General features: G+C 65.3%; 22 protein-coding genes. 3 read left to right on the top strand and 19 right to left on the bottom strand.

Translation table 11 applies throughout. The annotated features are described in order from the left end of the window. Positions 1–18: 18 nt before the first annotated feature. Genes secF through yajC form a run of 3 tightly spaced genes read right to left on the bottom strand, consistent with a single transcriptional unit; the run spans position 19 to position 2,954 of the window. Complete coding sequence (gene secF / locus ACSF9G_RS11065; RefSeq protein ID WP_436641466.1) at positions 19–957, bottom strand: protein translocase subunit SecF; 939 nt, start codon at positions 955–957, stop codon at positions 19–21. Between the two features lie 15 nt (positions 958–972). Next, positions 973–2,577 carry a protein translocase subunit SecD gene (gene secD / locus ACSF9G_RS11060; RefSeq protein WP_436641464.1) on the bottom strand — a complete coding sequence of 535 codons (1,605 nt, stop codon included), beginning with the start codon at positions 2,575–2,577 and terminating at the stop codon, positions 973–975. 44 nt (positions 2,578–2,621) lie between these two features. Then, positions 2,622–2,954, bottom strand: coding sequence for a preprotein translocase subunit YajC (gene yajC / locus ACSF9G_RS11055; protein WP_436641462.1), 333 nt, complete (start codon positions 2,952–2,954; stop codon positions 2,622–2,624). A 233-nt stretch (positions 2,955–3,187) separates the two neighbouring features. Here yajC and ACSF9G_RS11050 point away from each other — a divergent pair, with 233 nt between their 5' ends. Beyond that, entirely contained in the window at positions 3,188–4,072 is an 885-nt protein-coding gene (locus tag ACSF9G_RS11050; RefSeq protein ID WP_436641460.1) for an ATP-binding protein, read from the top strand. Between the two features lie 68 nt (positions 4,073–4,140). On the opposite strand, the gene ACSF9G_RS11045 is transcribed toward ACSF9G_RS11050, so the two are convergent. The 14 genes from ACSF9G_RS11045 to ACSF9G_RS10980 all read right to left on the bottom strand — a co-directional run bounded on the left by ACSF9G_RS11045 (position 4,141) and on the right by ACSF9G_RS10980 (position 19,191). After that, positions 4,141–5,403 carry a peptidoglycan DD-metalloendopeptidase family protein gene (locus tag ACSF9G_RS11045; RefSeq protein ID WP_436641458.1) on the bottom strand — a complete coding sequence of 421 codons (1,263 nt, stop codon included), beginning with the start codon at positions 5,401–5,403 and terminating at the stop codon, positions 4,141–4,143. A gap of 204 nt (positions 5,404–5,607) precedes the next feature. Next, on the bottom strand, positions 5,608–6,279 hold the full coding sequence (locus tag ACSF9G_RS11040) for a protein-L-isoaspartate(D-aspartate) O-methyltransferase (protein WP_436641456.1): 672 nt from the start codon (positions 6,277–6,279) through the stop codon (positions 5,608–5,610). Between the two features lie 58 nt (positions 6,280–6,337). Then, the gene (surE, locus tag ACSF9G_RS11035) at positions 6,338–7,108 is read right to left on the bottom strand and encodes a 5'/3'-nucleotidase SurE (RefSeq protein WP_436641454.1); all 771 of its coding nucleotides are present in this window, start codon (positions 7,106–7,108) and stop codon (positions 6,338–6,340) included. A 107-nt stretch (positions 7,109–7,215) separates the two neighbouring features. After that, complete coding sequence (gene serS, locus ACSF9G_RS11030; RefSeq protein ID WP_436641452.1) at positions 7,216–8,529, bottom strand: serine--tRNA ligase; 1,314 nt, start codon at positions 8,527–8,529, stop codon at positions 7,216–7,218. A 64-nt stretch (positions 8,530–8,593) separates the two neighbouring features. Continuing rightward, positions 8,594–9,382: a twin-arginine translocase subunit TatC gene (tatC, locus tag ACSF9G_RS11025; RefSeq protein WP_436641450.1), complete on the bottom strand. Its 789-nt coding sequence runs from the start codon at positions 9,380–9,382 to the stop codon at positions 8,594–8,596. A 16-nt stretch (positions 9,383–9,398) separates the two neighbouring features. After that, positions 9,399–9,998 carry a Sec-independent protein translocase protein TatB gene (gene tatB / locus ACSF9G_RS11020; protein ID WP_436641448.1) on the bottom strand — a complete coding sequence of 200 codons (600 nt, stop codon included), beginning with the start codon at positions 9,996–9,998 and terminating at the stop codon, positions 9,399–9,401. Positions 9,999–10,078: 80 nt separating this feature from the next. Continuing rightward, a complete protein-coding gene (locus ACSF9G_RS11015) occupies positions 10,079–10,315 on the bottom strand; it encodes a twin-arginine translocase TatA/TatE family subunit (RefSeq protein WP_436641446.1) in 237 nt (78 codons plus the stop codon). Positions 10,316–10,402: 87 nt separating this feature from the next. Further along, a complete protein-coding gene (locus tag ACSF9G_RS11010) occupies positions 10,403–11,506 on the bottom strand; it encodes an ABC transporter ATP-binding protein (RefSeq protein WP_436642124.1) in 1,104 nt (367 codons plus the stop codon). Between the two features lie 89 nt (positions 11,507–11,595). Further along, positions 11,596–12,291 (bottom strand): SMC-Scp complex subunit ScpB, encoded by a 696-nt coding sequence (scpB, locus tag ACSF9G_RS11005; RefSeq protein WP_436641444.1) that lies wholly within the window; start codon positions 12,289–12,291, stop codon positions 11,596–11,598. Further along, on the bottom strand, positions 12,288–13,082 hold the full coding sequence (locus ACSF9G_RS11000) for a segregation and condensation protein A (protein WP_436641442.1): 795 nt from the start codon (positions 13,080–13,082) through the stop codon (positions 12,288–12,290). Before ACSF9G_RS11000 ends, scpB begins: the two co-directional genes overlap by 4 nt. A 16-nt stretch (positions 13,083–13,098) precedes the next feature. Then, positions 13,099–14,127, bottom strand: a complete 1,029-nt coding sequence (gene nagZ / locus ACSF9G_RS10995) for a beta-N-acetylhexosaminidase (RefSeq protein WP_436641440.1) — start codon at positions 14,125–14,127, stop codon at positions 13,099–13,101. A gap of 79 nt (positions 14,128–14,206) precedes the next feature. Next, the gene (locus tag ACSF9G_RS10990; RefSeq protein WP_436641438.1) at positions 14,207–16,084 is read right to left on the bottom strand and encodes an SPOR domain-containing protein; all 1,878 of its coding nucleotides are present in this window, start codon (positions 16,082–16,084) and stop codon (positions 14,207–14,209) included. A 70-nt stretch (positions 16,085–16,154) separates the two neighbouring features. After that, positions 16,155–17,912, bottom strand: a complete 1,758-nt coding sequence (gene argS / locus ACSF9G_RS10985) for an arginine--tRNA ligase (protein WP_436641436.1) — start codon at positions 17,910–17,912, stop codon at positions 16,155–16,157. Positions 17,913–17,964: 52 nt separating this feature from the next. Continuing rightward, positions 17,965–19,191, bottom strand: a complete 1,227-nt coding sequence (locus ACSF9G_RS10980) for a deoxyguanosinetriphosphate triphosphohydrolase (RefSeq protein ID WP_436641434.1) — start codon at positions 19,189–19,191, stop codon at positions 17,965–17,967. Between the two features lie 51 nt (positions 19,192–19,242). On the opposite strand from ACSF9G_RS10980, the gene erpA reads away from it, so the two are divergent. Both erpA and xth read left to right on the top strand, forming a co-directional pair. After that, a complete protein-coding gene (gene erpA / locus ACSF9G_RS10975) occupies positions 19,243–19,584 on the top strand; it encodes an iron-sulfur cluster insertion protein ErpA (protein WP_436641432.1) in 342 nt (113 codons plus the stop codon). A gap of 125 nt (positions 19,585–19,709) precedes the next feature. Continuing rightward, on the top strand, positions 19,710–20,492 hold the full coding sequence (gene xth, locus ACSF9G_RS10970; RefSeq protein ID WP_436641430.1) for an exodeoxyribonuclease III: 783 nt from the start codon (positions 19,710–19,712) through the stop codon (positions 20,490–20,492). A 77-nt stretch (positions 20,493–20,569) separates the two neighbouring features. On the opposite strand, the gene ACSF9G_RS10965 is transcribed toward xth, so the two are convergent. Continuing rightward, positions 20,570–21,376: a tetratricopeptide repeat protein gene (locus ACSF9G_RS10965; protein ID WP_436641428.1), complete on the bottom strand. Its 807-nt coding sequence runs from the start codon at positions 21,374–21,376 to the stop codon at positions 20,570–20,572. Between the two features lie 480 nt (positions 21,377–21,856). Beyond that, positions 21,857–23,692, bottom strand: a complete 1,836-nt coding sequence (ilvD, locus tag ACSF9G_RS10960; RefSeq protein ID WP_436641426.1) for a dihydroxy-acid dehydratase — start codon at positions 23,690–23,692, stop codon at positions 21,857–21,859. Between the last annotated feature and the right edge of the window lie 167 nt (positions 23,693–23,859).

Here is a 23,859-nt window from a genome sequence, read left to right as displayed (position 1 = left end):
GCACGGCCGCTCCCTGACTCAGGTCCCCTCCACGGCCGCAGCGGCCTTGGATCCGCTGCCGCTTTCGGGCTTGGCGCCGAGATAGAGCAGGACGGGAGATGCAACATAGATCGACGAATAGGTTCCTACCAGGACGCCCCAGATCATGGCGAACACGAAACTGCGGATCACCTCGCCCCCGAAGACATAGAGCGCGATGAGCGCGAGCAAAGTGGTGAGCGATGTCATGATCGTGCGCGACAGCGTCTGGTTGACGCTTAGGTCGAGCAGATCCGTCATGGGCATTTTCCGGAATCGTCGGACGTTTTCGCGAATTCGGTCATAGACGACGACCGTGTCGTTCAGTGAATAGCCGACGATGGTCAGGATCGCGGCGATGCTCGACAGATTGAAATCAAGCTGCAAAACGGCGAACACGCCGATCGTCATGACGACGTCGTGCACCGTGGCGATCACCGCTCCGATGGCGTACTGCCACTCGAACCGGAACCAGATGTAGATCAGGATCGCGAGGATCGACGCCAAAACGGCGATCGTGCCGGTGCGGGCCAACTCGGCGCTGACCGTTGGTCCGACGATCTCGACGCGGCGATAGTCGACCGAGTCTCCCAGCGCCTCGCGGATCTTGGAGATCACCGCCTGCTGGGCGAGTTCGCCGCCCTCCTGCTGGACGACACGGATCAGAACCTCGTCGGGCGCGCCGAATTCCTGGATCTGGACGTCGCCCAGCCCGAGATTGCCAACGGTCTGGCGCAGCTCGGAAATGTTGGCCGGGCCGTCCTTGGTCTGGATCTCGATCAGCGAGCCGCCACGGAAATCGATGCCGAAATTCATGCCGACCACGAAGAACAGGACGATCGACAGAACGGACAGGGTCGCCGACAGCGGCAAGGTGATGCGCCGAAGGCGCATGAACCCGATATGGGTGTCGTCCGGAACCAGCCTCAAGAGACGCAAAGGTTCGCTCCCAATTTAGATCGGTACGGCGGAGGGGCGACGCAGCCGAACCCATTCCGCGACGATCAGACGGTTGACGAGATAGGCCGTGAACAGCGTCGTCACGATGCCGATGGCAAGCGTTATGGCGAAGCCGCGGATAGGGCCGGAGCCGAGATAGAACAGAATCACGGCGGCGATCAGCGTGGTGATGTTCGCATCCATGATGGTGCTGAGCGCGCGCCGGTAGCCCGAATCGATGGAGGCGATGGCGCTTTTTCCGGCTTTCTGTTCCTCGCGGATACGTTCGTAGATCAACACGTTCGCGTCCACCGCCATGCCGACGGTGAGGACGATACCCGCGATGCCAGGCAGCGTCAGGGTCGCGCCGAGCACGGACAGAACTCCGATGACGAGCGCGATGTTGATGAACAGCGCGATATTGGCAAATACCCCGAACAGGCCGTAGACGACGATCATGAAAATCACCACCGCGACGGTACCGATCACGGCCGCGATCTTGCCCGCTTCGACCGAGTCCGCGCCGAGCCCGGGACCGACCGTGCGCTCCTCCAGGATCGTCAGCGGCGCCGGCAGTGCACCGGCCCGCAGAAGAATCGACAGATCGTTGGCTTCCTCCACCGTGAAGTCGCCGCTGATCTGACCCGAACCGCCGAGGATCGGCTCGCGAATGACCGGCGCGCTGATCACCTCGTTGTCGAGAACGATGGCGAAGGGCCGGCCGACATTCTGCTGTGTGGCGGCGGCGAAACGGCGCGCGCCGCTGGAATTGAACCGGAAGGTGACGATCGGCTCGTTGGTGCGCTGATCGAAACCGGGCTGGGCATCGACGAGGTCCTCGCCGCTCACCATCACGCGCTTTTCGATCAGATAGGGAGCAGGCGGGTCGTCCTGCGAATACAACAACTCGGATTCCGGTGGCGGACGTCCGTTGAGCGCCTCGGTCGCCGGCATCGACATATCGACAAAGCGGAAGGTGAGCTTTGCGGTCTGGCCGATCAGCGCCTTGAGGCGGGCAGGATCGTCGAGTCCGGGAACCTGGACGAGAATGCGGTCGGCGCCCTGGCGCTGGATCGACGGTTCGGTCGTCCCCAGTTCGTCGATACGGCGGCGCACGATCTCGATCGACTGTTCGACCGCCGAGCTGACGCGCTGGTTGATCCCCTCCTCGCTGAGATCAAGGGTGATCTGCCCCTCGGGCGTGGCCTGTATGGCGACGTCCCGCGCCGTCGAACCGGTCAGAATCGAGCCGATCGGCTGGGACAGCTCGCGCAGCGCCTTGACCGCCTCATCAGTCTGGGCGACGTCGCGAATTCGGACGCTAACCGAGTGATCATGCGCCGCGAGGCCGGTGTAGCCGATGCGCTTGTCACGCAGGATCTGACGTGCGTCATCGCGAAGCGTATCGACCCGCTCCTTGATGACCGCCTCCGTATCGACCGCCATCAGGATGTGCGAGCCACCCTGCAGGTCGAGGCCAAGGACGAGCTGACGGTGCGGAATCCAGGACGGCCACGATTCGGCTTCCTGCTTGGAAACGAAATTCGGGACGGTCGCCAGTATCCCTGCCGCGCAAATCGCGATGATCAGGATAACGGTCCAGCGGGCGAAGTGCAGCATGGGGGCCTAACGCTCGGAGGGGAACATTCGTGGGAAAGGTCGCTCTAGCCTTCGTCCTTGACGGGTTCGCCCTTGGCGCGAACCTCGGCAACCATATGACGGGCGATCCGGACACGCACGCCTTCGGCAACCTCGACCTGGATTTCCCGGTCGTCGATCACCTTGGAGATCTTGCCGATCAGGCCGCCCGCGGTGACCACAGTATCGCCACGGCGCAGGGAGCCAATCATTTCCTGCTGCTGCTTCACGCGCCGTTGCTGCGGGCGAAGGATCAGGAAATAGAGAACCACGAAGATCAGGACAAAAGGCAGTAGCGAAATGAGGAAATCGCCGCCGGGCGCTCCTGGGACCTGCGCGAAGGCGGGCGTGACAAACATCGTAGTCCTCCAATCCAGACACAACGGGGCACTGCGCCGTCGGATTCCCCGCAGCGAAAGCGCGCGGACTATAGCGAGCGCCTCGCGCTTTGCAAACTGATACCGAACCGTCCGCAAAGGTTGTCGGAACCCGGACTTGCCGGGCCGATTGACCCCGCAGGCGCGCGTGATACGGTCCGCGCGCGGGGCACGGGTAATGCTCCGCAAGCGCGAATTCTTGGAGATAGGTAGCGGTGTCCGGGGAACAAGACGAACTGACGAAACTTCTGGGGCGAATTGCCGACAGTCTCGAACGGATAGCTCCGCCCGCGCCCGCGCCGGCGGATATCGCCTCGGCGGACGCCTTTATCTGGCGCCCCTCCCCGCCCGGCCTGCAGCCAGTGTCGGCCGTCAACCGCGTCGACATGGTGCTGCTCAAGGGAATCGACCGGGCCCGCGATCTCCTGATCGAGAATACCGAGCGGTTCGCGCGTGGCCTGCCCGCCAACAATGCCCTGCTCTGGGGCGCCCGCGGCATGGGCAAGAGCTCATTGATCAAGGCGTCGCACGCCACCGTGAACCAGACCCTGATCGCAGACGGCGCCCGGCCCCTGAAGCTTGTCGAGATCCATCGCGAGGATGTCGAGACGTTGCCGGTCCTGATGGCCTTGATTCGCGACGTTCCGGAGCGATTCCTGATCTTCTGCGACGACCTTTCCTTCGATTTCGACGATACCTCCTACAAATCGCTCAAGGCGGTGCTTGAAGGCGGTATCGAGGGGCGACCCGACAACACCCTGTTCTACGCCACGTCGAACCGGCGCCATCTGCTGCCGCGCGACATGATGGAGAACGAGCGGTCGACGGCGATCAATCCGTCGGAGGCCGTCGAGGAAAAAGTGTCGTTGTCCGACCGTTTCGGGCTCTGGCTCGGCTTCCACAAGTGCAGCCAGGACGAATACCTGGACATGATTCGGGGGTATGCCGGCCATTTCGGGCTGGATGTCGTGCCGGAAACCGTCGAACGCGATGCGCTCGAATGGGCCACGACCCGCGGAAGCCGCTCTGGGCGCGTCGCCTGGCAGTTCATCCAGGATCTCGCCGGTCGCCTCGGCGTGCCGCTCAAGGCGGCCCGTTGACCCGGCACTAAAGACAACGGCGCGCCGATTGCCGGCGCGCCGTCTTTGGTCTGACCCAGGTGGAACGGTCAGTCAGAAGCCAGGTGCTTGAGCGGATCGACCGGCGTCGAGCCCTTGCGCAGCTCGAAATGCATCTGCGGGGTCGACACGGAACCGGTCTGGCCGGCCTTGGCGATGACCTGACCGCGCGAAATCACGTCGCCGCGCTTGACCAGAAGCTCGCTGTTGTGGGCGTAGGCGGTGACCCAGTCGTCGGCGTGACGGATCAGTACCAGGTTGCCGTAGCCTTTCAGCTCGTTGCCGGCATAGGCGACCACGCCGTTCTCGGCCGCGCGGACCGAGGTGCCTTCTGGAACCGACACATTGATACCGTCATTGGTGCCGCCGTCTCCCTTGTCGCCGAAGGAGGAGATGACGCGCCCGCGCACCGGCCAGCGGAAATTGCCGGCCGACAGCGCGGCGGGCTCGGGCACGCCGGCGCGAGTGGACGTTCCCGCGGAGGTGTCGTTCTGAGGTGCGTAAGCGACCTTCTTCGGCTCGGGGGCATCCAGATCGCTGCTCTCGATTCCGGACTTCTGGACCGGAGCCGGCGTGACCGCAGCGACCTGCTGTGGCTGTGGCGTCTCGGCGGCGGGCTGGGGCGCCGGAGCGGCGGCGACATTCGTCTGAGCCTTCGGCGCGGCCTTCTGCGCCGGCGCGGCCGTGGCGACCTGCGCGCCTTCGCCGGGAATGCGCACCTTCTGACCGATACGGATGCCGTAGGGCGCCTGCAGATTGTTGGCCGCGATGATCTCGTTCGGGCTTACGCCATACGCGCGGCTGAGCGAATAGACCGTCTCGCCGGAGGACACGGTATGAACGCCACCGGCCGTCGCGGGCTTGGGCCTGGCCGTTTCCGTCGTGGAGTTCGCCACCCGGGCGGCGCTGGCCGGCGTCGGCCCGGCAACCTTGACCACGCCCTGCGCCTGGCTGGGATGCACCCAGCCGCCATGGGCCTGCGAGAACACCGGAATGATAAGCTGCTGCCCGGGCTGGACGGCGTTGACGTCGCTGATGCCGTTGATCTTCATCAGCGCCGGCGCCGGAACACCGTACCGGGTCGCGATGGTGAACGCCGTCTCGCCGGGGGCCACAGTCACGACCGAACCGTTGCCGGACGAAACCGGAGCCGATCCGACCTGGCTGTAGGTGGGCTGGCCGTAGGTGGGCTGGACGGGGGAACTCAGCGCCACGCCGCTCGCCACCGGCTCGCTTGGCACCGGCGGGATCGAACCGGTGTAGTCGGCGCCGGGATCACCACCGAAGAAGGAGCCGCCGCTAAACCGGGTCACATCGGAACTACAGCCCGCTGACAACGCCCCGAGTGCCCCAACGATCGCGACCCTGAGCAACAGGGTCTGACGGAATCCGCCGATTACGCTACGCATTGCACCACTCACGCCGAACACACTGAAAAACACAGTCGTTAGTAAACGGCCGTTGAGGTAAACATTGGCTTAAGGCTAAGAAGAATTAAGCGTTTTCGACGCTGGAAGTCAGAGTTGTTGCGCCTTGCCCGGAACGAGGGGGACGAACATGACGCCGATGAGCGTGTCGTCGTCGTAACCGTCCTCGGTGCGCACGATCCGGTGCAGGAACTGCGCACCGCCGATCGGACCGATCGGGATCACCATGATGCCGCCGACCTTGAGCTGGTCGACGAGGACCTGCGGCACGGCCTCGGCCGCCGCAGTGACCATGATCTTGTCGAAGGGCGCCTGTGTCGGCCAGCCCTGCAGGCCGTCGCCCACCATAGCGGTGACGTTGGAAACGCCGAGTTCCCTCAGCCGGTCCTCGGCCTGCCTGTGCAGGGTGCGGTATCGCTCGACCGTGTAGACGCGCCGGCACAGCCTGGCCAGCACGGCGGCCTGATAGCCCGACCCGGTGCCGATCTCGAGCACCTTGTCACGATCGGTGAGCTTTAACAGCGACGTCATGTAGGCGACGACAAAAGGCTGGCTGATGGTCTGCCCGCAATCGATCGGCAGCGAGCGATCGTCATAGGCGTGGACGGCGTGAACCTCGTCGACGAACAGCGCGCGCGGGATCGTCTCGATCGCCTTGAGAATCCCGGCGTCGCGCACGCCACGCGCGCGTAACCCCATGATGAGCCGGGCGACCGCGATACGGCCCTCGCTCAGGTCGCTACCGCCGTCCTCGTCGCTCATTGCCCTTTATGGGCCCCTTCAAGGCCCCCTCGTCCGCCCCCGTCATGCACTCAGTGTCTCACGCCTCCTGGCTGAGCGCGAGATGCTCCTGGAGCCGGGCCTGCGCCACGCTGTCGGTGAGATTGAGGGTCAGCGGCGTCACCGATATGCTGCCTTCGTACACCGCGCGCAGGTCCGTGCCCTGCGCCGGGCTGGACTTGCGCCGGTCGAAACCGATCCAGTAGTACGGGAACCCGCGGGTGTCGAAGCGAGCATCGATGTGCAGCAGCGACTGGTCGCGCTTGCCCTGCTGCGTCACCTCGATGCCCTGCACCTCGTCCGGCGAGCAGGCCGGGAAATTGACGTTCAGGACGACGCTGGAATCAAAATCGGCGTCGAGCAGACGACGGACGGTCCGCGCGCCGTGCGTCTCGGCGGTTTCCCAGGGAATCTGCTCGGGATTGCGGAAGGTCTGGCTGAGCGCGATCGACTGCACGCCGAGGATGGAGCCCTCGAAGGCGCCCGCGATCGTGCCCGAATAGGTGACGTCGTCGGCGAGGTTCTGGCCACGGTTGACGCCGGACAAAACGAGATCCGGCTGCTGGTCCTTGAGCAGGTGGCGGATGCCCATGATCACGCAATCGGTCGGCGTGCCCCGCACCGCGAAATGGTTCCTGGAGATCTGACGCAGGCGCAAGGGGTCGTTCAGCGTCAGCGAATGCGAGGCACCGCTCTGGTCCGTCTCCGGCGCGATCACCCACACCTCGTCGGACAGCTCGCGGGCGATCGTCTCGAGCACCTTGAGGCCCGGTGCGTGGATGCCGTCGTCGTTGGTGACCAGAATACGCATTCGATCAGTGTCCGCTTTCTTCCAAATACCGTTCAACCAACCCGGATGTCGTGCCTGTGTTTTTCAAGGGCATCACAGGCCGTGGCAAAAGACGGCTTCCCGCCGTCTCACGCCCCAATCACGTCCATTCCGCCCATGTAGGGCTTGAGGACATCCGGCACGGCCACCGTGCCGTCGGCCTGCTGGTAGTTCTCCAGCACAGCGATGAGTGCGCGCCCGGCGGCGACGCCGGAGCCGTTCAGCGTGTGGACGTGGCGCACGCCCTTTTCATCCTTAGGACGATAGCGCGCGTTCATGCGGCGGGCCTGGAAATCGCCGCAGAGCGAGCAGCTCGAAATCTCGCGATAGGCGTTCTGCCCAGGCAGCCAGACCTCGATGTCGAAGGTCTTGCGGGCGGAGAAGCCCATGTCGCCGGTCGACAGCGCCATCACCCTATACGGCAGGGCGAGGCGCTTCAGCACTTCCTCGGCGCAGGCGGTCATGCGTTCCAGTTCCTCGAGAGACTGCTCCGGCGTGGTGACGGAGACGAGCTCGACCTTGGAGAACTGGTGCTGGCGGATCATGCCGCGCGTGTCCCTGCCCGCCGCGCCCGCTTCGGCCCGAAAGCACGGCGTCCAGGCGGTCACCCGCAGCGGCAGCGCGTCCTCCTCGACGATGTCGTCGCGGACCAGATTGGTCAGCGGCACCTCGGCGGTGGGGATGAGCCAATAGCCGTTACGATCCTCGGCCTCGATGTCCTCGATGCTGCCGGCATAAAACTGGTCTTCGCGGAATTTCGGCAGCTGTCCGGTGCCGAACATCACTTCGTCGCGCACCAGGAGCGGCGGGTTGACCTCGGTGTAACCGTGCTCGCCCGTATGCAGGTCGAGCATGAAGGCGGCGAGCGCGCGCTCGAGCCGGGCAATACCGGCCTTCAACACGACGAAACGCGCGCCGGAGAGCTTGGCCGCCGTCTCGAAATCCATCTGGCCGAGCCCCTCGCCGATCTCGAAATGCTGCTTCGGCTCGAAGTCGAACGCGCGGGGCGTGCCGACCTTACGGATCTCGACATTCGCCTCCTCGTCGGCGCCGACCGGCACGTCGTCGAGCGGCAGGTTCGGGGTCCAGGACATGGTCCTGTCGAATTCGGCCTCGACGGTACGCACCTCGTCCTCGAGCGCGGGGACGCGTTCCTTGATGCCGGCAACCTCGACGATCAGGGCCTGCGCCCTCTCCTCGTCCTTCGCGGCCTTGGCCTGGCCGACTTCCTTCGACGCGGCGTTGCGGCGCTCCTGCAGGGCCTGCAGATCGGTGACGAGGAGTTTGCGCCGGTCATCGAGCTCGACAAGCCGGGCGGCCGTGCCCTTGTACTCCTCCGACCGCTTCATCAGCGCGGCGTCGAAGGCGTCGGGATTGTCGCGAATCCATTTGATGTCGAACATGGGCGTAACGGCTTGCTGGATGGGTCTGCCGGGCGTGCCGGCTCTGGCGGAACTCGGCCAGGCCCTAGGAGTCCGCCTCGCGCTCGGCCTCAGCCTCGGCGCGCCGCTTCTCCACCATCCTGACCGAAATGATGGACAGTTCGTAGAGAAGCAGGGTCGGCAGCGCAAGCCCGATCTGGCTGATCGGATCGGGCGGCGTCAGGAAGGCGGCGACCGCGAAGGTGATGATGATCGCGTATTTGCGCTTGGCCTTCAGTCCATCGGAGGACACGATCCCGGCGCGGCCGAGTAGCGTCAGCAGGACTGGAAGCTGGAAGCACAGGCCGAACGCGAATATCAGCGTCATGACGAGGCCGAGATACTCGCTGACCTTGGCGACCAGCTGAATCTTCGCCACCCCGGGGCCGGACTGCTCCATCGACAGGAAGAACTGCATCACCAGCGGCATGGTGAGGAAGTAGACCAGCGACGCGCCGAGCAGGAACAGGACCGGCGTCGCCACCAGGAACGGCAGGAAGGCGCCGCGCTCGTTCTTGTAGAGGCCGGGCGCCACGAACATGTAGATCTGCGCCGCGATCACCGGAAACGCGAGGAACGCCCCGCCGAACAGCGCGATCTTCAGTTGCGTGAAGAAATATTCCTGCGGGGCGGTATAGATGAGCTCCAGCCCCTCGACGTTGCCGCGGGCCCATTCGTAGGGCTTCAACAGGATGTTGAAGATCTCGGCAGCGAAGAAGAAACAGATGACAAAACCGATGCCGAGCGCGATCAGCGACCACATCAGCCGCTGCCGCAATTCGATCAGATGTTCGACCAGCGGCGCTTTTGTCGCTTCGATATCTTCGTGGCTCATCTAGCGGGTTCCGGGCTCAGGCCGCCGTATCGGAGCTGGCGGAGCCGGATTTGACGGCTTTCGGCATCTTGGCGGCCGCCTTCTTCTTCGCAGCCGGTTTCTTGGGAGTTGCCGGCTTCTTGGGAGTCGCCGGTTTCTTGGGAGCGGCCGGCTTGCTCGCGCCGGTCCGGCCCGTGGCAGCCGCGGCCTTCCTGGCGTCGGCGGCCTTGCCCTCGGCGGCCGTGTCCGCGGCGTCCTTGGCGGTCTGCGCCGAAGATGCCCCGGATTTCGCGCCGGCACCGTTTGTCGCCGCCTTGGCCGATGGCGATTTCGGCGTCTCGGGTTCCTCGACCGCCTTGCGGACGCTTTCGCCGGCGTCCTTCAGCGGATTGAGGCTGTCCTTGATCTGGTTGACCGGATTGACCGACCGGACGCTTTCGATGCTTTTGCGCACGTCATCGAGCTCGGCTTCCTTCAGCGCCTCGTTGAACTGGCTCTGAAATTCGCCCGCCATCTTGCGCAACTGGCCGGCGTATTTGCCGAACGTGCGCAACATGCTGGGCAGCTCGCGCGGACCGACCACGACGATCGCCACCACGGCAATCACCAGCAGCTCGCTCCATCCGAAATCGAACATCTAGGTCTCCGCCCGCGATGGCGGGCTCCAGATCAAATCAAGCCGGACCGGGAACGCAGGTCCGGACCGCCGGTCCAGACTCAGCTCGCCTTTTTGGCGCCGCTGGTCTCTTTGTTGGGCGTTTCGACCGTCTCGCTTGCCTGGTGCTCGATGGTCTTGTTGGTGTCCTCGGCGGCCGTCTCGTCTTCGCTCATCCCCTTCTTGAAGCTCTTGATCCCCTTGGCGACGTCGCCCATGAGGTCGGAAATCTTGCCGCGGCCGAACAACAGGACGAGCAGAACGATGACGATTAGGATCTGAAACCAACTGGGAGCCATTTACGCTCTCCTCGAATACAAGGTTACCGGGTTCGTCGCGACATTATATAGGTCGCCGCCCCGCGGCAACACGATGCCGCGAAGGGGTTAATCGCCGAAACGGCTCCGTTCTCCGCGGATCGGAAACATCAGCACGGCCGCCTCGTCGATGGCGACGCCGACCTCAGAGCCCACGGCGACCGGGTTCATGTCGCGGGACCGGGCCTTCAGTGGCCCGTCGAGGCCCTCGACGGCGATATCGAGTCGTTCCACCTCGCCGAGAAACCGCCTCGCGACCAGGCGACCGGGCACGCCCGTCCCCGGCTCGACCAGCCGCACGCCGTGGGGGCGGACGCAGACGGTGACTTCCTCGCCGTTGACGACCCCCTGGCGGGCAAAATCGCCGACGGGCGTCACCACGCGCCCACCTTCGACTTCCCCGGGAATTTCGTTCAGCTCGGTGAAAAAGCGCGCCGCGGAGAGATCCACGGGCGTGTGATAGAGCTCGGATGCGGTTCCGACCTGGACCAGGCGCCCCGATCGCATCAGCACGATGCGATCCGCCATCCGCATCGCCTCCTCGGGGTCGTGCGTGACGATGATGCAGGTCGCCCGCGTCTCGCGCAGGACGGCGAGGGTCTCGTCGCGCACCTCGTCGCGCAGCCGGCTGTCGAGGCCGGAGAACGGCTCGTCCATCAGCAACACGCTCGGACGGGGGGCGATCGCGCGGGCCAGCGCCACGCGCTGCTGCTCTCCGCCGGACAGCGCGTGCGGATAGAGTTCGGCGTAATCCTCGAGCCCGACACGACGCAGCGCCTTCAGCGCCTCGTGCTCGGCGTCGCCGCGCGGCAGGGTCGTCAACCCGAACATGACGTTCTTCAGGATCGACAGATGCGGAAACAGCGCGAAGTCCTGGAACATCAGGCCGACGCCCCGCTTCTCCGGCGGAACGAAGCGGCGTCCGCCCGAAACCTCCTGCCCGTTGATCTTGATGCTGCCGCTCGCCGGCTCCTCCAGCCCCGCGGCGAGCTTGAGCAGAGTCGTCTTGCCACAGCCCGAGTGGCCGAGCAGACAGACGAATTCCGCCGGCTCGATATCGAGCGTCACCCGGTCAACCGCGAGCGCCGTGTCATAGCTGTGGGACACGTTGTCGAAGGACAGACGGGCGGCGATCGCCGCACCGGCGGTGCCGCGCCGGCCCCAGCGCCCCATGTCGCGCAGCCGCCCGGACTTCGGCCGATCGCCCGGCCCCGTCGCGACCGCTTCATGCACCGGACTGGCGTCTTTCGTCGCCGTCGACATCAACGCTCCTCCTCGCACTCGGCGAAATCCTCGCCGAATGCGAGTTCGTCTTCTTCCTCGAGCGGATCTTCGTCTTCCGCCAGGGCGTCGCCGTCGGACGGCGTCGGCACCTTGAAGTCCGGCGGCAGGCGGCTGTCAAGCAGGCCGGCGCCCTTCAATTCCTCGACGCCGGGGAGATCGCGCAGGGACTCCAGGCCGAAATGATCGAGAAATTCCTCGGTCGTGCCGTAGGTGACCGGTCGACCCGGTGTGCGTCTGCGGCCACGCATGCGCGCCCAGCCCGCCTCCATGAGCACGTCCAGCACCCCCTTGGAGATGGAAACGCCGCGGATTTCCTCGATCTCGGCACGCGTCACCGGCTGGTGATAGGCGATGATGGCGAGCGTCTCGAGGGCGGCACGCGAGAGCTGCCGCTGATCGACGGCATCGCGGCGCAGCAGGAACGACAAGTCCTCCGCGGTGCGGAAACGCCACTTGTCCCCTACACGCACCAGATTGACGCCGCGACTGGAATAGGCCGCCTGCAGTTCGCCCAGCAGCGCCGGGATATCGGCGTCCTTGGGCAAGCGCGACTCGATCGTGGCGATGTCCAGCGGCTCGGCGGCGGCGAACAGAAGCGCTTCGAGCATGCGCAGCTGTTCGCGGCGCTCGCTCGGCGTCATGCTGGCGATGTTGTCTTCGGTCGTTTCCGTCATTTTCGCGGTTCCCGCGCCTTCATATAGATCGGCGCGAAGGTTTTTTCCTGTCGAAGTTCCAGAACGCCTTCGCGGCAAAGTTCCAGGCTGGCCGAAAACGTCGAGGCGGTTGCGGTGCGGCGCATCGCCGGATCGGCAATGAACTCGCCCACAAGCGCGTCGAGCGCCGTCCAGGCGCCAATCGTACCCACGAGACGTTCGAGGATATCGCGCGCCTCCTTCAACGAGACGACATTGCGCGGCTTCAGAACGACCCTGCGAACGGCATGCTGACTGGCCTGTTCACCGTAGGCCTTCAGAAGGTCGAACAGGGTCGCGTGGTAGACATTGCGACGCTCGACACGGATACCCTCGGGAAGCCCCCGAGGAAAGACGTCGCGGCCCAGCCTGTCTCGGTTCACCAGTTTGACGGCGGTGTCGCGCATGGCCTCGAGGCGCTGCAGCCGGAAAGCGAGGATTGCGGCCATCTCCTCGCCGGTCGGCTCCTCGTCATCGGCCTGTTTCGGCAGCAGCAGACGTGACTTCAGATAGGCGAGCCAGGCGGCCATCACCAGATAGTCGGCTGCGAGTTCCAGCCGCAGCCGGCGCGCCTCGTTGATGAAAGCCACATATTGATCGGCAAGCGCCAGGATCGAGATCTTGGCCAGATCGACCTTCTGTGAGCGGGCCAGAGCCAGGAGCAGGTCCAGCGGCCCTTCGAAGCCCTCGACGTCGACCAGGAACGCCTCCGCATCGGGTTGCGGGATGCGCTCCGACGTTTCGGCCCAGAGATCGGCGCCCTTGTCCGTCATGGAGACGCCCCGGCCACTAGGCCTCCCCCGCCCCGGCCGCCAGATCGAGCAAGGCGAGAAACTCGTCGCGAGCCGCCGCGATATCGCATGGCTCGCGCTTCGCCCAGACGAGTGCACCCGCGGCGCGCTCCGCGGCGCGCCCTGACAATTCCGGCGTTCTGGACGCGACCGCCACCATCTCGTCGAGGTCCCCGTTGCAGTGCAAGGCCATATCGCAACCGGCCTGGAAAGCCCTGACGGTTCGCTCCTCCAGCGTGCCCGAAAGCGCGCCCATGGACAGGTCGTCCGTCATCAACAGCCCGTCGAAGCCAATCGTCCCACGGATGATATCATTTACGAGAACGGGCGACAGGGTCGCCGGCGCCTTATTGTCTATGTCGGCGTAAACGACATGCGCTGTCATAGCCATCGGCAGTCCCGCCAGGCAGCGGAAGGGCTCGAAGTCGGTGCGTTCCAGTTCCTCCCGCGCGCAGTCGACCACTGGAAGGTCGAAGTGGCTGTCGGCGCCCGCGCGTCCGTGGCCGGGTATGTGCTTCATGATTGGGGCGACCCCGGCGGCGGATACGCCTTCGGTCTTAGCCCCCGCCAGTTCAACGATGGCCGCCGGTTCGCGACCGAAGGATCGGTCGCCGATCACGTCGTGCGTCGCCGGCAGGCGGATATCGAGGACGGGAACGCAATCGACGGTTATGCCGAGATCGATTAGCTCTTCGCCGATCAGGCGGCCGAGCAGCCACGCCGCCCGTTTTCCGGCGTTTGCGTCGCGCTCGCGGATCCGTGCGATTACGTCTGCCGAAGGATAGTCGGTCCAGATCGGCGGACGCAGCCGCTGGACCCGCCCGCCTTCCTGATCGATCAGCACCGGCGCGTCGGGACGTCCCACGGCGCGCCGGAAATCGGCGACCAGCGCGCGGATCTGCTCCTTGTCGACGCAGTTGCGCGCGAACAGGATCAGACCCCACGGATCGGTGCTGGCGAAGAAATCGTGCTCCGCCGGCATCAGCTCCGGGCCGGCACATCCGGAAATGAAGGCTCTCGCTGCCATAGCGGCGGATTAGCCCCCGCCAGAGGCCCGGTCAACCGGATCGTTTCCGGATCGGGAGGGCCGGCGAACCGGCCACCCCTCAATTGCGACGCACGAAGCAGTCCAATCCGGCGGATTTCAGCTTTGAACACAGAGCGTTAGCATCGCCCTGGCTTCTCATCGGACCGACGCCGACACGATAATAGATTCCGCGATCGCCGAGGTCGGCGCGTTCCACCGCCGGTGAATAACCGGCAAGCTGGCCACTGTAGCGCTGACTGATCGACGTCGCCGTCCCGCGTGCGTCCTGCTCGCTGCGGCTGGCCGCGACCTGAACGACATAGGATCCCGGCGGGAATGTCGTCGTTTGTGCTTCGGCCGGGTGGCTCGGTGCCGCGGCCGTCGTGGTCCTTTGTGCCGGCGCGGCCGCAGGGGCGGCGTTGTTCCGCGTTGTCGGAAGGGTGGCGGCAACATTCGGGTTGAGCTGAAGCGGTTGACCGGACTGCGGCTGCGCCGGCGCCGGGGCCGCCGGCGGCACGAAACTGGCGCCGGGCGGGTTCCGAGTTGCCGAGGGTGCCGGAGCTGGTGCCGGTGCCGCGGGCGCAGGTGCCGCCTGAACGGCGGCCGGCTGCGCGCTCGCCAGCTCGGCGGGCTTCGGTTCGGGAATAGGCACACCGGATGTCGTGGTCTGCTGGGTTTCCGTGACCGCGGCCTGCTCGGGCGCGGCGGGCTGCGGCGTGCCGGGAAGCGGCGCGGGCTGCAGCGGCTCGGCCGGCTTCGGTGCCTCTATCTCGCCGACGATCGTGCCGTCCGGCTTGACGACGACGGTGCGGACGCGCTTGGGCAGTTCCTCGCCCGCGGCGCTATCGGCCGGCGAATCGCTGGTCGGCGTGGTGCCGCGCAAACCGGCGCCCTGCGCCTGTGCCTGCCCCTGGTTCGGATCGATGACACGAACCTGGCGACCACCAACGTCGGCTACCGGCTCCTCACGCGAAACGAGCCTGGCCTCGTCGTTCCCGGCATTGCCGCCGACTCGGTCGTATACGAGCTTGCCCTGTTGCGGGGCCTCGTCGGCACCGGTCTTTTCCGGCTCCAGCTTCGACGGAGCGCTGTCGGCCCGAATGACCGGCGGCGGCCCGCTGTCGCCGTCTCCGAAAATGCCGCGATAAAGCAGCGCCGACGCGCCGCCGAGGACGATCAGACCGAGAAGGCCGGCAACGATCATCGTTCCTTTTCGGCGCCCCTCCGGCTCGACCGGGACTTCGCCTTCATAGGGCGGGATATGTCCGGACTCGTCATAAACGGGCTCGGATTCCGTGTAGACGTCGTCCTCGTAGTTGGCCGGACGCAGCTCCGGCGCGGCCGCGTACTGCTCCTGATCGGAATAGTCCGGCGCTGCCTGATAGGGGTCGGGTTGCTCAGCGGGCGCGCGATGAATGGTATGGCCCTGCGGATAGGGCGGCTGGGCGGATTGGGGCGCCTGCGAAGGCGATTCGTATTCGTCTGCCGGCCAGGCCTGATCCTGCGGCACCGGTTCGTCATAAGTATCGTGCTGGCGATAATCCCCGCCGAACGTCGGCTCTACCCGTTGGCTCGCGGCGGCGAGATCGGCATAGAGGCGTTCCGTGGACTCGCGATCATAATCCGTCGCGTCCGCAATATCGTCGCCAGCAGCCGGTCCAGGCTCGATCGGCTGCACGTATCCGGCGTCATAGGCTTCGCCCGGATCGTCGGATTCGACTTCGGCCTGCGATTCGGCTTCGACCCGGTGCGTCCCGTAGGCCTGCCGGTCGGTTTCCGGCGACACGGACGGCTCCCGTCTGCGCCGGTTGAAATCGGCGAACGGATCCTCGTCGATAAGGCGTGCAAGCTCCGCTAGCGGATCGTCCGCTGGCAGGTCACTGCTGCGCGACGGCGTATCCGCCAGTTCGTCGTATTCCCCAGGTACGGAACGCTTCGGGTAGCGCGTATCCGACATTCGTCGCCCTATCTCGCATTGTTGTCGCGAATGGGTCGGTTAATCATCCTTGTCGGACGGGCAGCGTGTTTCAACGCATTTCTTCGAGCGGCTCGACGCCGAGCATGCCCAATCCGGACGAAATCACCAACGCGACGGCTTGCACCAGTGTCAGTCGAGCCATGGTTGAAGCTCTGTCTTCTGCGTTAATAAAGCGTAATTGTGGCAAGTCCTTGCCTCGATTCCATAAACCATGAAACGCGCTGGCAAGGTCGTACAGGTAGAATGCGATGCGGTGCGGCTCATGGGCGAGCGCCGCCGTTTCGACGACGCGCGGGAACGTGGCGAGCGTCCTGATCAGTGCCAGTTCGAACGGATCGGAGAGCGCCAAAAGCCCCTCTGGACCAGGGGTTTCCATCGGAAACGCGATGTCGGGATAGACCTCGGCAGCGTTGCGGAACACCGAATGCGCCCGGGCGTGCGCGTACTGCACGTAGAAGACCGGGTTGTCCTTCGACTGCTCCTGCACCTTCTCGAAATCGAAATCGAGCGGCGCATCGTTCTTTCGCGTCAGCATGATGAAGCGAACGACGTCGCGGCCGACCTCGTCGACCACATCGCGCAGGGTCACGAATTCCCCTGCCCGCTTCGACATCTTCACCGGCTGGCCGCCGCGGAACAGCTTGACGAGCTGGCAGAGCTTCACGTCGAGCGATGCCTTGTTGTCGCTGACAGCCTTGACCGCGGCCTGCAGCCGCTTGACGTAGCCGCCATGATCGGCGCCGAGCACGTTGATCATGGCCAGGAAGCCGCGCTCGTACTTGTCGCGGTGATAGGCAATGTCGGACGCGAAATAGGTGTAGCTGCCATCCGATTTCATCAGTGCGCGATCGACGTCGTCGCCGAAATCGGTGGACCGGAACAGGGTCTGCTCCCGATCCTCCCAGTCGTCCGGCAACTGCCCCTTGGGCGGCGGCAGCCGTCCCTGGTAGACGAGCCCGCGGCCGCGCAGATCGGCGATCGTCTCGGCGATCTTGTCGACCGGCTTCGACAGGGATCGCTCGGAATAGAAAACGTCATGGACGATGCCGAGGGCGGCGAGATCGTCGCGGATCATCACCATCATCGCGTCGATGGCGAAATCGCGGATGATCGGCAGCCATTCCGCTTCCGGTTTCTCCAGCAGCCCCCTGCCGTACTCGTCGGACAGCGCCTTGCCGACCGGAACCAGGTAGTCGCCGGGATAGAGCCCTTCGGGGATCGCGCCGACGTCTTCGCCCAGCGCCTCGCGATAGCGCAGGAAGGCGGAGCGGGCGAGCGTGTCGATCTGCGAGCCGGCGTCATTGATGTAGTATTCGCGGGAGACGTCGAAGCCGGCGAACTGCAGCAGCCCGGCGAGCGCGTCGCCGAAGACGGCGCCACGGCAATGGCCGACATGCATCGGGCCGGTCGGATTGGCCGAGACGAACTCGACGTTGACCGCCTCGCCCTTGCCGATGCCGCTGCGACCGTAGTCGCCGCCGGCCCGGACCAGCGCATCAAGGCCCGCGCGCCAGTAATCGTCGCTCAGCGTCAGGTTGACGAAGCCGGGGCCGGCGACATCGACCGACACCACGTCTCCGGACGCGCGCAGACGTTCGGCCAGCTTTTCGGCGATATCGCGCGGCTTCGCCTTGGCGTCCCTGGCCAGCACCATCGCCGCGTTCGTCGCCAGGTCGCCGTGGCTCGGATCGCGCGGTGGCTCGACCACCACCCGCGAGGTGTCGATGCCGGCCGGCAATACGCCTTCGGCCGTCAGGGCCTCGACGGCGCCGACGACCCGGCCCGTGAAATCGCCGAATACATCCATACTTCAGAGCTTTCCCAGATTGCCCGCCGGATTTCCGAACGGCGCGCGCCGCCTAGCGCAATTCCGGCGCCTCGTCAAACAGGCGCCGGTGTTCGATCAGGGCGAAACGGTCGGTCATGCCGGCGATATAGTCGGCAACGATGCGGGCGCGATGCGTCCGATCGGTCGCCTCGCAGGCATGCGCCCACTCCGCCGGCAGGCGATCGGGACGGGCAAGAAGCTCGGCGAAAATCCGCTCGACCGCCCGCTCCGCCTCGCCCATCACCCGATTTACCCGACTGTGACGGTACATTCGCGTGAACAGGAAGGCGCGCAGGTCGCGCAGAGAAGCCGTCATGTCTTCGCTGAACGCGACGAGCTGGTGGCCGGCGGCGCGCACGGCCTCGGGCGACCGCGGGTCGCGCGACGCGACCCGGCGCATCGATTCCGTCAACGCGTCTTCGACGAGCCGGGTGATCACACGGCGCGTGGTCTCGTGGATCAGCCGGTTGCGCTCAAGGCCCGGATATCGCCCGCGCACCTCGGCGACGATCTGCCGGAGGAACGGCACCGCCTCCTCCACCTCCGCGATCTCGAACAGGCCGGCGCGCAGGCCGTCGTCGGTGTCGTGGCTGTTGTAGGCGATATCGTCGGCGAGCGCGGCGGCCTGCGCCTCGATGCCGGCATGGAGGTGCAGGCCGAGCTCCTGCTCCGTGTTGTAGTCGAGGATCGGCTCGGGCACGCCGGATTTGGCGTAGGCACCGATCGCGTTGCCGCCGGCGTCGATCAGCGGGCCGTTGTGCTTGACGATCCCCTCGACGGCCTCCCAGCTGAGGTTCAGGCCGTCGAATTCGGCATAGCGACGCTCCAGTTGCGTCACCGCGCGCAGGCTCTGCGCGTTGTGGTCGAACCCGCCGAAGGGTGCCATCGCCCGATCCAGCGCCCGCTCGCCGGCGTGGCCGAACGGCGGATGGCCCAGGTCGTGGGCGAGCGCGACGGCCTCGGCGAGGTCCTCGTCGACGCGAAGGCTGCGCGCCAGCGCTCGGGCGAGTTGCGAGACCTCGAGCGTGTGGGTCAGGCGCGTCCGGTAGTGATCGCCCTCGTGATAGATGAAGACCTGGGTCTTGTACTGGAGCCGGCGGAACGCCGTCGAATGGATGATGCGGTCGCGGTCACGCTGGAATTCGGTGCGCGTCGGGCTCACCGGCTCGGCGTGCAGCCGTCCGCGGCTGTGCGCCGGATCGCAGGCGTAAGGTGCCAGCAATTCGGTGGGTGGATTGACAGTCGTCGGCTGCTTCATACCTTAAGACCACACGCGGAGCCCCTCCGGGGTCCGTCTGGAGAGCGATACATGCTGGACACGCAAGACAATACCGTAACCGTAACAGACCGCGCCGCGCGCCGGATCGCCCAGATCCTCGCCAAGGATCCGGAGAAATCCGCCCTGCGCGTCAGCGTTTCCGGCGGCGGCTGTTCCGGCTTCCAGTACGGATTCGAGCTCGAAACCGATCGCGGCGAGGATGACGTGGTCATCGAGAAGAACGGTGTACAGGTGTTCATCGATTCGGTGTCGCTGATGTACATGTCCGGTTCCGAGATCGATTTCGTCGACGATCTGATCGGCGCCTCCTTCCAGGTCAGAAACCCGCACGCCACGGCCGCCTGCGGCTGTGGTACATCCTTCTCCATTTAAAAACACACGGTGGACGGATTTCGCAGGCGGTTTCGCCCGGGACGTCCTGCGCGTATGCATATCGGTGACTGGCACGCGGGGCCCTGCCTGACGCGTGGAGACGTGACCGGCAAGTGGGGAAGCGCATGAAGATCGCCACCTGGAACATCAACGGCGTCCGGGCCCGGATCGAGAACCTGAGAACCTGGCTCGACCAGGCCAGTCCCGACGTGGTGTGCCTGCAGGAACTGAAGTCCGAGGAAGCCGCCTTTCCCGCCGACGCGCTGGAGGGTTCCGGCTACAACCTGGCCATCCACGGCCAGAAGGGCTTCAACGGCGTCGCGATCCTGTCCAAGCGCCCGCTGGAGGATGTGACCGTCGGCCTGCCAGGCGACAAGGACGACACGCAGGCCCGCTACATCGAGGCTGCCGTCTCCACCGATACCGGCGTCGTCCGCGTCGCTTCGATCTATCTACCGAACGGCAATCCGGTGGACTCCGACAAGTTCCCCTACAAGCTCGCCTGGATGGACCGGCTGATCGCCCACGCAGGAAAGCTTCTGGCACTCGAGGAGCCGCTTGTGCTCGCCGGTGACTACAACGTGATTCCGATGCCGATGGACGCCAAATTTCCCGAAAGATGGAAAGACGACGCGCTCTTTCAGCCGGAAAGCCGCGCAAAGCTCCGCGAACTCGAAGCCCTCGGCCTCACCGACGCGGTGCGCACCGGCTACCCAGGCGAAGATATCTACACGTTCTGGGACTATCAGGGCGGCGCCTGGCAGAAGAACAACGGCATCCGTATCGATCATCTGCTGCTGTCGGCACAGGCGACCGACCGGCTTGCCCGCGTCGGGATCGACAAGGATGTCAGGGCTTGGGAGAAGCCGTCCGATCACGTGCCCGTCTGGGTCGAGCTCGCGGACTGACGCCGCAGTCGGCACCGGCCGATCCCGCTTGTCCGGCGGTTCGGCCCGGCACTGGTCGCCCGCACCGATCGGGAGCGTCAGTTCCTGGTCTTGTCGATCCAGGACTGGGCGAGCGCGGAGCCTACGGCCTTCTGATCGTCAGTCAGAACCGCGCTGACCCTGTGGTCGACCGCGAGAACCCAGTCACGGTTCTTCGGCGTCGCATTCTCGCGGGCGACGACGATCCACATATAGCCCTTCTCCGGCAGCGGACGGACGCCGTTGCCGTAAATCAGCACCTCGCCGAGGGCCGCCTGGGCGGCGACATGGTTCTTGCGGGCCGCAAGGCTCAGCCAGCGTACGGCGCGAACCGGATCGGAGCCGACACCGCCCTCGCCGTCGAGATAGATCCTGGCCAGATTGTACTGGGCGTCGGCGTCGCCGAAATAGGTCGCCGCGTGGGTAAACAGGTCAACGGCGCGGCCGACATCGGGCTTGATGCCGGCATTGGCGATGCCCGTCTTGTAGTAGTTGGCGAGATTGACGAAAGCGTCGGCGACGACGCGTGCCGACGGCGTATAGGGATTGTCGTCGGCGTGTTCGTCGGCGATCGCCGAGAACATCTGGAACGCCTTGTAGTCGTCCTCCTGCACGCCATCGCCCTCGGCGTACATCTTGCCGAGCTTCCACTGGGCGATCGCATGGCCCTTGGAGGCGGCGAATTCAAAGGCGTTGAAGGCGGAGGTGCGGTCGCCTGAGCTGTACAGCTCGGCGCCCATGCGGAATGCGTCGACCGGCGAGGCATCGGGGGCAAGCGGCAGCGAGGGATCCAGCGCGCGCGCCGGAGCGGCGGCAAACACCGCGGCGGTGACAACTCCTGCTGCTACGAACTTAACGGTCCACATAGCCTGCCACTTCTACCGACCCTTTCAGGCGCGTCGCTGCGGTTATCGCGCGAAGACCGCACCGTCGAGGCACTCGTTCCACTGCCCTCTTCCGGCAATCTCAAATCTCTTGCGGCTCGCTCAGTGCCATGGCGTCCGAAACCAACGCAAGGCCCCGTGTCCGGCGCTTCGGCGGGTCTCACCCCGGCGGCGAATAAAGCCTGCGGCGCGACGCCGCGCGAAACGACCTTGACCACAAGGCCTTATCTCAATCGCCGGCGTTTGTGGCGCAATAGCGGCGGATGTCCGATTGCGGTTAATAGGTTGTATTTCCCTCACGCCGTGTTGCGAAACTGCAACAAAACCCGGAGCGGGATGTGGCGCGGGAACAACCAAACGAAAAAAGGGACGCCAACGCGGCGCCCCCCGGCAAATTGCAACGTCGCATCGACAGCGATCGGCGCGACGATATCCGGTGCTTTATACCGGACGACGCGGGCCCTATTCGGGAACGACGCGGACCGCGCCCTTGTCCGCGCTCGTCGCGAAGGCGGCATAGGCCCTGAGCGCGGTCGTGACCCGGCGTTTGCGGGGTTCCGCCGGCTTCCAGCCTTCGGCCTCCTGCGCCTTTCGGCGGCGGGCAAGCTCGTCGTCGGCGACGGCGAGATTGATGGTCCGGTTCGGGATATCGATCTCGATGATGTCGCCCTCGTGCACGAGTCCGATGGTGCCGCCGTTGGCGGCCTCGGGCGAGACGTGACCGAGCGAGAGGCCGGAGGTGGCGCCAGAGAAGCGTCCGTCGGTGACGAGCGCGCAGGCCTTCCCCAGTCCCTTCGACTTCAGATAGCTCGTCGGATATAGCATTTCCTGCATGCCCGGTCCGCCGCGAGGTCCCTCGTAGCGAATGACCACCACGTCGCCTTCCTTGATCTTATTGGTCAGGATGGCGTTCACCGCGGCGTCCTGGCTCTCAAAGACGCGCGCGGGACCGGAGAACGTGAGGATGCTCTCGTCGACGCCGGCCGTCTTCACGATACAGCCGTCGACAGCGAGGTTGCCCTTCAGCACGGCCAGGCCGCCATCCTTCGAGAAGGGATGCTCGGCGTCGCGAATGACGCCCTCGGCGCGGTCAAGGTCGAGTTCGTCCCAATGCCGGTTCTGGCTGAACGCCTCCGTGGTCGGCACACCACCGGGCGCGGAGCGATAGAAGTCGCGAACGCTCTGGCTCGTCGTCTGCGCAACGTCCCATTGCCGGAGTGCTTCGCCCAGGCTTGGAGAATGCACCAGGGGCAGATCCCGGTCGATGAGCCCCGCTCGGTCGAGTTCGCCGAGGATTCCCATGATGCCGCCCGCGCGATGGACGTCCTCCATGTGGACGTCGCTTTTGGCCGGCGCGACCTTGCACAGGACCGGCACGTGGCGCGACAGCCGGTCGATATCTTCCAAGGTGAAGTCGAGATCGGCCTCGTGCGCCGCGGCCAGCAGATGCAGCACGGTGTTGGTGGACCCGCCCATGGCGATATCCAGCGTCATCGCGTTCTGGAACGCACCGAAATTCGCGATGTTGCGCGGCAGGACGCTTTCATCGTCCTGCTCGTAGTAGCGGCGGGCAAGATCGACGATCAGATGACCGGCCTCGACGAACAGGCGCCTGCGGTCGGCATGGGTGGCAAGCACCGAGCCGTTGCCGGGCAGCGCCAACCCCAACGCCTCGGTCAGGCAGTTCATCGAATTCGCCGTGAACATACCCGAGCACGATCCGCACGTGGGGCACGCCGATCGCTCGATGGCCTGCACGTCCTCGTCGCTCATGGTGTCGTCGGCGGCGGCGACCATCGCGTCGACCAGATCGAGCGCCTGGGTCTTGCCGGACAGGACGATCTTGCCGGCCTCCATCGGACCGCCGGAGACGAAGACCGCGGGAATGTTCAGCCTGAGCGCGGCCATCAGCATCCCGGGCGTGATCTTGTCGCAGTTGGAGATGCAGACGATGGCGTCGGCGCAATGCGCGTTGACCATGTACTCGACCGCATCCGCGATGAGCTCGCGCGAGGGCAGCGAGTAGAGCATGCCGTCGTGACCCATCGCGATGCCGTCGTCCACGGCGATGGTGTTGAATTCCTTGGCGACGCCGCCGGCGCCCTCGATCTCGCGGGCGACCAGCTGGCCGAGATCCTTCAGGTGCACATGGCCCGGCACGAACTGGGTGAAGGAGTTGACGACGGCGATGATCGGCTTGCCGAAGTCGGAATCCTTCATACCGGTGGCGCGCCAGAGGCCGCGCGCGCCGGCCATGTTGCGTCCGTGCGTTGTGGTGCGGGAGCGATAGGCGGGCATTGTCGTTTCCTAGGTCCGTTTCAGTTCACTAAATGGAGTACCCGGCGCCAAAAGCCAAATACAGCAAGGTCGCCGGCGGGCGCGCGCGTTGTTATTGCGTCTTCCGCCCGAAGATCGGTGCGCAACAATCGGGGAAGCGCCAGGTTTTGTCCACACTATCCCGCCGC

The sequence above is a fragment of the Microbaculum mangrovi genome (genome assembly GCF_051390635.1).
Taxonomy (GTDB): domain Bacteria; phylum Pseudomonadota; class Alphaproteobacteria; order Rhizobiales; family Tepidamorphaceae; genus Microbaculum.
Note: the sequence above shows the minus strand (reverse complement) of the source record. Positions and strands in the feature narration are given on the sequence as shown.

Excerpts from the sequence above, each read along its gene's own strand:
- nagZ (WP_436641440.1), bottom strand. The coding sequence starts at position 14,127 with ATGGCAGCGAGAGCCTTCATTTCCGGATGTGCCGGCCCGGAGCTGATG.
- ACSF9G_RS11010 (WP_436642124.1), bottom strand. The coding sequence starts at position 11,506 with ATGGGGCGCTGGGGCCGGCGCGGCACCGCCGGTGCGGCGATCGCCGCC.
- argS (WP_436641436.1), bottom strand. The coding sequence starts at position 17,912 with ATGGATGTATTCGGCGATTTCACGGGCCGGGTCGTCGGCGCCGTCGAG.
- xth (WP_436641430.1), top strand. The coding sequence starts at position 19,710 with ATGAAGATCGCCACCTGGAACATCAACGGCGTCCGGGCCCGGATCGAG.
- surE (WP_436641454.1), bottom strand. The coding sequence starts at position 7,108 with ATGCGTATTCTGGTCACCAACGACGACGGCATCCACGCACCGGGCCTC.
- ACSF9G_RS11040 (WP_436641456.1), bottom strand. The coding sequence starts at position 6,279 with ATGAGCGACGAGGACGGCGGTAGCGACCTGAGCGAGGGCCGTATCGCG.
- tatB (WP_436641448.1), bottom strand. The coding sequence starts at position 9,998 with ATGTTCGATTTCGGATGGAGCGAGCTGCTGGTGATTGCCGTGGTGGCG.
- ACSF9G_RS10980 (WP_436641434.1), bottom strand. The coding sequence starts at position 19,191 with ATGAAGCAGCCGACGACTGTCAATCCACCCACCGAATTGCTGGCACCT.
- serS (WP_436641452.1), bottom strand. The coding sequence starts at position 8,529 with ATGTTCGACATCAAATGGATTCGCGACAATCCCGACGCCTTCGACGCC.
- secD (WP_436641464.1), bottom strand. The coding sequence starts at position 2,577 with ATGCTGCACTTCGCCCGCTGGACCGTTATCCTGATCATCGCGATTTGC.
- ilvD (WP_436641426.1), bottom strand. The coding sequence starts at position 23,692 with ATGCCCGCCTATCGCTCCCGCACCACAACGCACGGACGCAACATGGCC.
- ACSF9G_RS10965 (WP_436641428.1), bottom strand. The coding sequence starts at position 21,376 with ATGTGGACCGTTAAGTTCGTAGCAGCAGGAGTTGTCACCGCCGCGGTG.
- ACSF9G_RS11000 (WP_436641442.1), bottom strand. The coding sequence starts at position 13,082 with ATGACGGACAAGGGCGCCGATCTCTGGGCCGAAACGTCGGAGCGCATC.
- scpB (WP_436641444.1), bottom strand. The coding sequence starts at position 12,291 with ATGACGGAAACGACCGAAGACAACATCGCCAGCATGACGCCGAGCGAG.
- tatC (WP_436641450.1), bottom strand. The coding sequence starts at position 9,382 with ATGAGCCACGAAGATATCGAAGCGACAAAAGCGCCGCTGGTCGAACAT.
- erpA (WP_436641432.1), top strand. The coding sequence starts at position 19,243 with ATGCTGGACACGCAAGACAATACCGTAACCGTAACAGACCGCGCCGCG.
- yajC (WP_436641462.1), bottom strand. The coding sequence starts at position 2,954 with ATGTTTGTCACGCCCGCCTTCGCGCAGGTCCCAGGAGCGCCCGGCGGC.
- ACSF9G_RS11015 (WP_436641446.1), bottom strand. The coding sequence starts at position 10,315 with ATGGCTCCCAGTTGGTTTCAGATCCTAATCGTCATCGTTCTGCTCGTC.
- ACSF9G_RS10990 (WP_436641438.1), bottom strand. The coding sequence starts at position 16,084 with ATGTCGGATACGCGCTACCCGAAGCGTTCCGTACCTGGGGAATACGAC.